Below are 8,492 nucleotides of genomic sequence, written 5' to 3'. Positions count from 1 at the left end.
GATAAACCGCTATCGCGAGCAGGCTCACTCCTACAGGGATTTGTGGTGTCCATCAAATCGAAAGCAAAAAAAACGCCCCGATCCAGTCGGGGCGTCAATCTTGCGGCTCTGCGGTTAGCTTTTGTTCGATCCGCAAAGGCCGTTTGCTCAGCGAAGCGCTATCAGTGGAACTGTTCTTCTTCGGTCGAACCGGTCAGCGCGGTCACCGAGGACGAGCCGCCCTGGATCACGGTGGTCATGTCGTCGAAGTAGCCGGTGCCCACTTCCTGCTGGTGCGCCACAAAGGTGTAGCCTTTGGCGGCGTCAGCGAATTCCTGCTCTTGCAGCTTCACGTAGGCCGTCATGTCGTTGCGGGCGTAGTCGTGCGCCAGGTTGAACATGCTGTGCCACATGTTGTGAATGCCGGCCAGGGTGATGAACTGGTGCTTGTAGCCCATGGCGGACAGTTCGCGCTGGAATTTGGCGATGGTGGCGTCGTCCAGGTTCTTCTTCCAGTTGAAGGAAGGCGAGCAGTTGTACGACAGCAGCTGATCCGGGTATTCCTTCTTGATCGCTTCAGCGAAGCGACGGGCTTCTTCCAGATCCGGCTTGGCGGTTTCGCACCAGATCAGGTCGGCGTACGGCGCGTAAGCCAGGCCACGGGCGATCGCTTGATCCAGACCGGCACGTACCTTGTAGAAACCTTCCTGGGTACGCTCGCCGGTCACGAATGGCTGATCGTACGGGTCGCAGTCGGAGGTCAGCAGGTCAGCCGCGTTGGCGTCGGTGCGGGCCAGAATGATGGTCGGCGTACCGGCAACGTCAGCGGCCAGACGGGCAGCGGTCAGCTTCTGTACGGCTTCCTGGGTTGGCACCAGAACCTTGCCGCCCATGTGCCCGCATTTCTTCACCGAAGCCAGTTGGTCTTCGAAGTGAACGCCGGCGGCGCCTGCTTCGATCATGCTCTTCATCAGTTCGTAAGCGTTGAGTACGCCGCCGAAACCGGCTTCAGCGTCCGCCACGATTGGCGCGAAGTAGTCGATGTAGCCTTCATCGCCCGGGTTCTTGCCGGCTTTCCACTGGATCTGGTCGGCACGACGGAACGAGTTGTTGATGCGCTTGACCACGGTTGGCACCGAGTCAACCGGGTACAGCGACTGGTCCGGGTACATCGATTCGGCGGAGTTGTTGTCCGCAGCCACCTGCCAGCCGGACAAGTAGATCGCCTGGATACCGGCTTTAACCTGCTGAACAGCCTGGCCGCCGGTCAGGGCGCCCATGCAGTTGACGAAATCTTTCTCTGGACGGAAGGACGGCTTGGCACCCTGGGTCACCAGGTTCCACAGCTTCTCGGCGCCCATCTTCGCGAAGGTGTGCTCAGGCTGAACCGAGCCACGCAGACGGACCACGTCAGCAGCGGAGTAAGTGCGAGTCACGCCTTTCCAGCGCGGGTTCTCGGCCCAGTCTTTTTCGAGGGCTGCAATTTGCTGTTCGCGTGTCAGTGCCATGGAGATAAACCTCGTCGCGTCTTTTATGAAAAGTTGTTCTGCGGTGGAAAATTCCTGCGCTCGCTGACCAGAAGCCTGGTGGTCAAGTCGGATTCGGCGGGGTAGGCGACGGGATGAACGATGGGCTCGAGGGGAAGTGAGCAGGTAGTGGCGGACTGCGGGGCGCATGCGGGCGTCGTGGGCCTTCATACGGACAACAGCGTGAAGCCGGGTTACCTAAATACGCTTCCGTCCCTCGGGACAACTTCGTTCCAGTCGGCAACCTCGTCAAACACACCTTGTGGGCGGTACAGACACGAAACGGTTCGCGGGGTAGGTGCGAACGGCGCTTCGAAGGCCCTTGCCAGGGCCTCTGATTAGCGGGAGCGAGGCCATCATGCCCTCGCTTTTTCGCGTCGTCAAACGTTTTGTAGTGCTTTTTTTAAAGCACTACATCTTTAGTCTGATACGACTAATCAGTCAGTTTTCGGTGCTTTAGTCCAGTGCGTCGACTTTAACCCGCAGGGTCATGTCATCGCGACCTTGAGTCGAGTAGCTGCGGGTCAGGCCCTGTTTGTCGGCCTGAGTCTGGCTGTTGACGCCGGCGAGGGTGATCCACTCACCGAGTCGTCCGGTGACGGTTGTGTCGGTACTCTGAACGTTCACTACATCGGGACGTTCCTGGCTCATGCGGTCACGGTTGGTACTGATCGCCAGATGAACGGTCTCGCCGGTGACGCTGGCGGTGACGTAGAAACCCTGGGTGACGTTGCGGTATTGAGTCTCGCTGCTGTAACCGCCGTAGGAATCGCTCTGGGTGTTGGTGATCGGCACACTCTGGCCGACCTGGATCAGCGCCGGAGTGCCTTCACTGGTCTGCACTTGCTGGACGCCGCCGTTGCGGCTGGTGGTGCTGCGACTGATGATCCGGGTCTGGTTCGGCTGGGCGCCGTTGACTGAATAACCTTCGTCGCCACGGCCATTGTTTTCGTTGGTGTCGACGGTGATCAGCAAGCGCTTGGGCGCGGTGTCGAGTTGTGCAAGCAAATCCTTCAGTTCTTGAATCTTGCCCGGCTCGGCCTTGACGATCAGTTGGTTGCCGTAAGCGCTGACCTGACCGTCCTGACCGATGAAGTCCTGCGCCACCGGCAGCATGTCGGCGCTTGTGTGGTATTTGAGAGGGACGATTTCTGTGGCTGCCAGCACCGAAAAACTGCAGCCGAGCAGCAGGGTGGTGAGCAGGGTGCGTAGGGACATGTCCGTTATCTCCGCGTTCGAAAGGCTTGATATTGCCAGTTTGTCGGCCCGGGGTGGGGCAAGTTGAATCGTAGTTAGCAAAACGCCCCGGCATCGTTGAATGCCGGGGCGTCAGGAGATGATGTTGTGGCGAGGGAGCTTGCTCCCGCTGGGGCGCGAAGCGGCCTTGCTGTTGAAATCCAAAGCAGGGTCTGCTGCGCAGCCCGGCGGGAGCAAGCTCCCTCGCCACAGGGTTTGATCAGTGCTGCTCAGGCCGAATGCCGAACCATGTCGACATGCGGTATCCCGGCCTCGAGAAACTCCTCGCTGACCAGGCTGAAGCCCAGGCGTTCATAGAACGCCGTGGCCTGCACCTGAGCGCTGAGCTTTTGTTGCTTCAGGCCGCGCGCTTCGGCCTCGGCGATGACCGCCTGCATCAGCGCGTCACCGACCTTCATCCCGCGCCAGTCTTTCAGCACCGAGACGCGGCCGATGTGCCCGTCAGGCAGCAAGCGGGCCGTACCGATGGGGAAGTCGCCTTCAAATGCCAGAAAATGCACAGCGGTCGCGTCATCCGCGTCCCACTCAAGCTCGGGCGGTACCGATTGTTCGGCGATGAACACCGTTTCACGAATGCGCCGGATCTCGGCGATATCCTTCTGCCAGTCTGCGACACGAACGCGAATTTTATTCATCAGCGAACCCCAGGCTCCCTTGCTTGACCAGTTCGCAGAGCAGGCTGCGACCGTCTTCATCGCTCAGCCACTCGCCGAGGTTATCGGCGTGCAGGGCGTCAGCGGCGCAGATCAGCTTCAGCAGCTCGCGCAGCTTGCCCGGCAGGTAACGGCTCTGGCCGCTGGCGAACAGCAGCAGATCGTCGTCGACTTCCGACCAGGCCAGGCGCGCGCTCGGGTTGCGGATCAGCACGGCGCCGTCCTGCAGAGCGGCGAGGAAGTCTTCTTCTTCGACGTCCTCCGGGCCAACCACCAGTTCCGGGTAGCGCGGCTCAGTCATGTACTGGCCGAACCAGGTCAGCAGCAGACGCTCGTCGCTCATGTGCTCGGCAAGCAGGCTTTTCAGGCGATCCAGCGCATCATGTTGAATCTGGTGCGGATCGACCGCCGGCTTGGCGTCGGCATCGGTGTAGCGCTCTTCGTCGGTCAGGAACTGGCTGAGGAAGTCGGTGAAGTGGGTCAGCACTTCAGCGGCGCTTGGGGCGCGGAAGCCGACCGAGTAGGTCATGCAGTTGTCGACTGCAACACCGCAATGGGCCAGACGTGGTGGCAGGTAGAGCATGTCCCCCGGCTCCAGCACCCACTCTTCGGTCTCGTGGAATTCGGCGAGGATGCGCAGGTCGGCGTGTTGCAGCAGCGGGCTCTCGGAATCGCACATCTGGCCGATTTTCCAGTTGCGCTTGCCGTGGCCCTGCAGCAGGAACACGTCGTAGTTGTCGAAGTGCGGACCGACGCTGCCACCCGGGGCGGCGAAGCTGATCATCACATCGTCGACGCGCCAGCTCGGCAGGAAGCGAAAGTTCTCGAGCAGCTCGCTGACTTCCGGCACGAATTGGTCGACTGCTTGCACCAGCAGGGTCCACTCTTTTTCCGGCAGTTTGCTGAATTCGTCTTCAGCGAACGGGCCGCGGCGCAGTTCCCATGGGCGCTCGCCATGTTCGATCACCAAGCGCGATTCGACTTCTTCTTCCAGGGCCAGACCGGCCAGTTCGTCGGCGTCGATCGGGCTTTCGAAATCAGGAATCGCCTGGCGGATCAGCAGCGGTTTTTTCTGCCAGTAGTCACGCAGGAACTCGCGTGCAGTGAGGCCGCCCAGAAGTTGAAGAGGAATATCGGAATTCATATGTAACCTATTGAAAAAAAGCACTTTTCAGACGGGAATAAAAACGCCCGGCGCGGCCGGGCGTCTCAAACGGGGCAAACGGTCGATCAGATGCGTTTGGCTTGTGCCACTGCGTTGCCGATGTAGTTGGCCGGGGTCAGTTGCTTGAGCTCGGCTTTGGCTTCGGCTGGCATGTCCAGGCCATCGATGAAAGTCTGCAGCGCTTCAGGGCTGATGCCCTTGCCGCGGGTCAGTTCTTTCAGCTTTTCGTACGGGTTTTCGATGTTGTAGCGACGCATCACGGTCTGGATCGGCTCGGCCAATACTTCCCAGCAAGCGTCGAGATCAGCAGCAATCTTCTGCTCGTTGAGCTCCAGCTTGCTGATGCCTTTGAGGCTGGCTTCGTAAGCGATCACGCTGTGGGCGAAGCCGACACCGAGGTTGCGCAGGACGGTGGAGTCGGTCAGGTCGCGCTGCCAGCGGGAGATCGGCAGTTTGCTCGCCAAGTGCTGGAACAGTGCGTTGGCGATACCCAGGTTGCCTTCGGAGTTTTCGAAGTCGATCGGGTTGACCTTGTGCGGCATGGTCGACGAACCGATTTCGCCAGCGATGGTGCGCTGCTTGAAATAACCCAGGGAGATGTAGCCCCAGATGTCACGGTCGAAGTCGATCAGGATGGTATTGAAGCGCGCGATCGCGTCGAACAGCTCGGCGATGTAGTCGTGCGGTTCGATCTGCGTGGTGTACGGGTTGAAGCCCAGGCCCAGTTCGTCTTCGATGAAGGCGCGGGCGTTGGCTTCCCAGTCGATCTGCGGGTAGGCCGAAAGGTGTGCATTGTAGTTGCCGACGGCGCCGTTGATCTTGCCCAGCAGCGGCACGGCAGCGACCTGCGCGATCTGCCGCTCGAGACGGTAAACCACGTTGGCCAGTTCTTTGCCCAGAGTGGTCGGCGAAGCGGGCTGGCCGTGGGTGCGCGACAGCATCGGCACGTCGGCGAAACGGATCGCCAGTTCGCGGATGGCGTTGGCGGTCTGGCGCATCAGCGGCAGCATCACGTCGTCACGGCCTTCGCGCAGCATCAGCGCGTGGGACAGGTTGTTGATGTCTTCGCTGGTGCAGGCAAAGTGGATGAACTCGCTGACCTTGGCCAGTTCCGGCAGCTTGGCCGCCTGCTCCTTGAGCAGATATTCGATCGCTTTGACGTCGTGGTTGGTGGTGCGCTCGATCTCTTTGACGCGCTCGGCGTGCTCCAGCGAGAAGTTTTCCGCCAGTTCGTTGAGAACGGCGTTGGCCTCGGCGGAGAAGGCCGGCACTTCAGGGATGCCAGCGTGGGCGGCCAGGCGCTGGAGCCAGCGCACTTCAACCAGAACGCGGGCACGGATCAGGCCGTACTCGCTGAAAATCGGGCGCAGGGCCTGGGTTTTGCCGGCGTAGCGGCCGTCAACAGGGGAAACCGCAGTGAGCGAAGAGAGCTGCATGGGGTGTTCTCGGACAGTCGGGCAACGAAATGGGGCGCGTATCATACATGAAAAAATCCGCCGGTCCGTCGCCAACTGACCGGCGTATTACGCGTTACAGACTACAAAGCCTTCATGACGCGGCGTTTATTCGCTGCGCATCAACGGATAAAGCTCTTTGAGCAACTTGCGGCGGCTGATCACCAACTGCCAGCGATGACCGCCGAGCTGTCGCCACAGGCGCGCCGAGCGGATACCGGCGAGGAGCAGGGCGCGGATCTTCGAGGCATTGCTCGGCTGCTGCAGGTTGCGCATGTCGCCGTGCACCTGAATGCGCTGACGCAGGGTGCTCAACGTGTCCTGATACAACGCACCGCAAGCGGCGACGACGTTTTCATGAGCCGGGCCAAAATGCTCGACCTGCGACTGAATCTGCGGCAGGCGCTTGGCGATCGTCTCGAGCATGTCGTCACGCTTGGCCAGTTGTCGCTCCAGACCGAGCATCGACAGGGCGTAGCGCAGCGGCTCGCGCTGCAAGGTGCTCGGATCGCGCTCCAAAGCGCCGATCAGCGCGCGGTAACCCTCGCGCAGATTGATGTCATCGCCACCGTACACGTCCAGCGTGTCTTTCGGATCCCGCACCAACAGGCTGCCGAGCATGCAGCTCAGGCCGGCCTCGTTGGTCTGGCCGGTCTTGGCGATACGGTCCACCAGCACGGCGGCGAGAAACACGCCGCCCAGCGCCGTCAGTTGCTCCTGAGTCGGGCTCATGCCTGGCCGCTCCACGGCTCGGCCACTTCGATCACGCCGCCGCCGAGGCAGATCTCCCCGTCATAGAACACCACCGATTGGCCCGGCGTCACCGCGCGCTGCGGCTCGTCGAACACGGCGCGGTAGCCGCTGGCGGTTTTTTCCAGGGTGCAGGCCTGATCGCTCTGGCGATAACGCACTTTCGCCGTCAGGCGCAGCGGCTGGCTCAGGTCGATCGGGTTGACCCAATAGATTTCCGAAGCGAGCAGGGCGCTGGAGAACAGCCACGGATGGTTGTTGCCCTGACCGACGATCAGCTCATTGGTCTCCAGGTCCTTGCGCAGCACGTACCACGGCTCGTCGCCGGCATCTTTCAAGCCGCCGATGCCCAGACCCTGACGCTGGCCGATGGTGTGGTACATCAAGCCGTGATGACGGCCGATGACATCGCCTTCGGTGGTCTTGATCTCGCCCGGTTGCGCCGGCAGGTATTGCTTGAGGAAATCGCTGAAGCGCCGCTCGCCGATGAAGCAGATCCCGGTGGAATCCTTCTTCTTGGCGGTGGCCAGTTCGTATTTCTCGGCAATCGCGCGGACTTCAGGCTTTTCCAGTTCGCCGACCGGGAACAGGGTCTTGGCAATCTGTTCGCCGCCGACGGCGTGCAGGAAGTAGCTCTGATCCTTGTTCGGATCGAGCCCCTTGAGCAGCTCGGTGCGACCGTCGATGTCGCGGCGGCGCACGTAGTGGCCGGTGGCGATCAGGTCGGCGCCGAGCATCATTGCGTAGTCGAGGAACGCTTTGAACTTGATCTCGCGGTTACACAGGATGTCCGGGTTCGGCGTGCGCCCGGCCTTGTATTCGGCGAGGAAGTGCTCGAACACGTTGTCCCAGTACTCGGCAGCGAAGTTGGCGGTGTGCAACTTGATGCCGATCTTGTCGCAGACAGCCTGCGCATCCGCCAGGTCGTCCATGGCGGTGCAGTATTCCGTTCCGTCGTCTTCTTCCCAGTTCTTCATGAACAGGCCTTCCACTTCATAACCCTGCTCGATCAGCAGAAGGGCGGAAACGGAAGAGTCCACGCCGCCGGACATGCCGACAATGACGCGCTTCTTGGATGTGTCAGAAGGGGCTGGATCACGCATAGGGATTCAATGAGTGTCTTGGAAAAGGGCGCGATTCTATCAGGCTCGCGGCCGCAAGGCTAAAGAGAAGGGCGGATCAGCTCGAGGCTGAAGTGATGGCCGGCCAAATAATCGTCGATGCAGCGGATGATCAGCTCGCTGCGCCAGTTGTCGCGCTGGGCGATTAATTCGTCGCGGGTCAGCCACTTGGCGCCGATGATCCCGTCGTCTAGCTGGTAATCCGGGTGGTGCTGCACGGCTTTGGCGCTGAAACACACACGCTGGTAAGTCACGCCGTTGCTCGGTGCGGTGTACAGATAAATGCCGATCACCCCAGTGGGTTCAACGTCCCAGCCGGTTTCTTCGAGGGTTTCGCGAATGGCCGCGTCGATCAGGGTTTCATCCGGATCGAGATGGCCGGCGGGCTGGTTGAGCACGTTACGGCCGCCTTTGTGTTCTTCGACCATCAGAAAGCGGCCATCGTCCTCGACGATGGTGGCGACGGTGATGTGGGGGAGCCATTCCATAAGTCATCCTCAATCTATTGGTTGAAACCCAATCACCTGTAGGAGTGAGCCTGCTCGCGATAGCGTCGGGTCAGTCACCATCAATGTTGAATGGTATAC

General features: G+C 60.7%; 8 protein-coding genes. All 8 read right to left on the bottom strand.

Translation table 11 applies throughout. The annotated features are described in order from the left end of the window. Positions 1-161: 161 nt before the first annotated feature. The 8 genes from aceA to DCO47_RS23665 all read right to left on the bottom strand — a co-directional run bounded on the left by aceA (position 162) and on the right by DCO47_RS23665 (position 8,393). On the bottom strand, positions 162-1,487 hold the full coding sequence (gene aceA / locus DCO47_RS23700; protein WP_003223815.1) for an isocitrate lyase: 1,326 nt from the start codon (positions 1,485-1,487) through the stop codon (positions 162-164). 474 nt (positions 1,488-1,961) lie between these two features. Continuing rightward, positions 1,962-2,723, bottom strand: coding sequence for a secretin N-terminal domain-containing protein (locus DCO47_RS23695; RefSeq protein ID WP_042609214.1), 762 nt, complete (start codon positions 2,721-2,723; stop codon positions 1,962-1,964). A 248-nt stretch (positions 2,724-2,971) separates the two neighbouring features. Next, on the bottom strand, positions 2,972-3,397 hold the full coding sequence (locus DCO47_RS23690; RefSeq protein ID WP_016775275.1) for a GNAT family N-acetyltransferase: 426 nt from the start codon (positions 3,395-3,397) through the stop codon (positions 2,972-2,974). Then, on the bottom strand, positions 3,390-4,559 hold the full coding sequence (locus DCO47_RS23685; RefSeq protein ID WP_016775274.1) for a cupin domain-containing protein: 1,170 nt from the start codon (positions 4,557-4,559) through the stop codon (positions 3,390-3,392). Before DCO47_RS23685 ends, DCO47_RS23690 begins: the two co-directional genes overlap by 8 nt. An 86-nt stretch (positions 4,560-4,645) precedes the next feature. Next, positions 4,646-6,016 carry an adenylosuccinate lyase gene (gene purB, locus DCO47_RS23680; protein ID WP_003223822.1) on the bottom strand — a complete coding sequence of 457 codons (1,371 nt, stop codon included), beginning with the start codon at positions 6,014-6,016 and terminating at the stop codon, positions 4,646-4,648. A 126-nt stretch (positions 6,017-6,142) separates the two neighbouring features. Next, a complete protein-coding gene (gene hflD, locus DCO47_RS23675; protein ID WP_039763308.1) occupies positions 6,143-6,766 on the bottom strand; it encodes a high frequency lysogenization protein HflD in 624 nt (207 codons plus the stop codon). Beyond that, on the bottom strand, positions 6,763-7,887 hold the full coding sequence (mnmA, locus tag DCO47_RS23670) for a tRNA 2-thiouridine(34) synthase MnmA (protein ID WP_042609216.1): 1,125 nt from the start codon (positions 7,885-7,887) through the stop codon (positions 6,763-6,765). Before mnmA ends, hflD begins: the two co-directional genes overlap by 4 nt. 59 nt (positions 7,888-7,946) lie before the next feature. Further along, positions 7,947-8,393 carry an NUDIX hydrolase gene (locus DCO47_RS23665; protein WP_116659039.1) on the bottom strand — a complete coding sequence of 149 codons (447 nt, stop codon included), beginning with the start codon at positions 8,391-8,393 and terminating at the stop codon, positions 7,947-7,949. Positions 8,394-8,492 lie beyond the last annotated feature (99 nt).

The sequence above is a fragment of the Pseudomonas sp. NDM genome (assembly GCF_003105095.1).
In the GTDB taxonomy this organism is placed as follows: Bacteria; Pseudomonadota; Gammaproteobacteria; order Pseudomonadales; family Pseudomonadaceae; genus Aquipseudomonas; species Aquipseudomonas moraviensis_A.
The sequence above is the reverse complement of the archived record's forward strand: the minus strand, read 5'-3'. Positions and strand labels throughout refer to the sequence as shown.

What these genes read in the sequence shown, in the direction of transcription:
- hflD (WP_039763308.1), bottom strand. Translation starts at nt 6,766, where the DNA reads ATGAGCCCGACTCAGGAGCAACTGACGGCGCTGGGCGGCGTGTTTCTC.
- aceA (WP_003223815.1), bottom strand. Translation starts at nt 1,487, where the DNA reads ATGGCACTGACACGCGAACAGCAAATTGCAGCCCTCGAAAAAGACTGG.
- DCO47_RS23685 (WP_016775274.1), bottom strand. Translation starts at nt 4,559, where the DNA reads ATGAATTCCGATATTCCTCTTCAACTTCTGGGCGGCCTCACTGCACGC.
- mnmA (WP_042609216.1), bottom strand. Translation starts at nt 7,887, where the DNA reads ATGCGTGATCCAGCCCCTTCTGACACATCCAAGAAGCGCGTCATTGTC.
- DCO47_RS23690 (WP_016775275.1), bottom strand. Translation starts at nt 3,397, where the DNA reads ATGAATAAAATTCGCGTTCGTGTCGCAGACTGGCAGAAGGATATCGCC.
- DCO47_RS23695 (WP_042609214.1), bottom strand. Translation starts at nt 2,723, where the DNA reads ATGTCCCTACGCACCCTGCTCACCACCCTGCTGCTCGGCTGCAGTTTT.
- DCO47_RS23665 (WP_116659039.1), bottom strand. Translation starts at nt 8,393, where the DNA reads ATGGAATGGCTCCCCCACATCACCGTCGCCACCATCGTCGAGGACGAT.
- purB (WP_003223822.1), bottom strand. Translation starts at nt 6,016, where the DNA reads ATGCAGCTCTCTTCGCTCACTGCGGTTTCCCCTGTTGACGGCCGCTAC.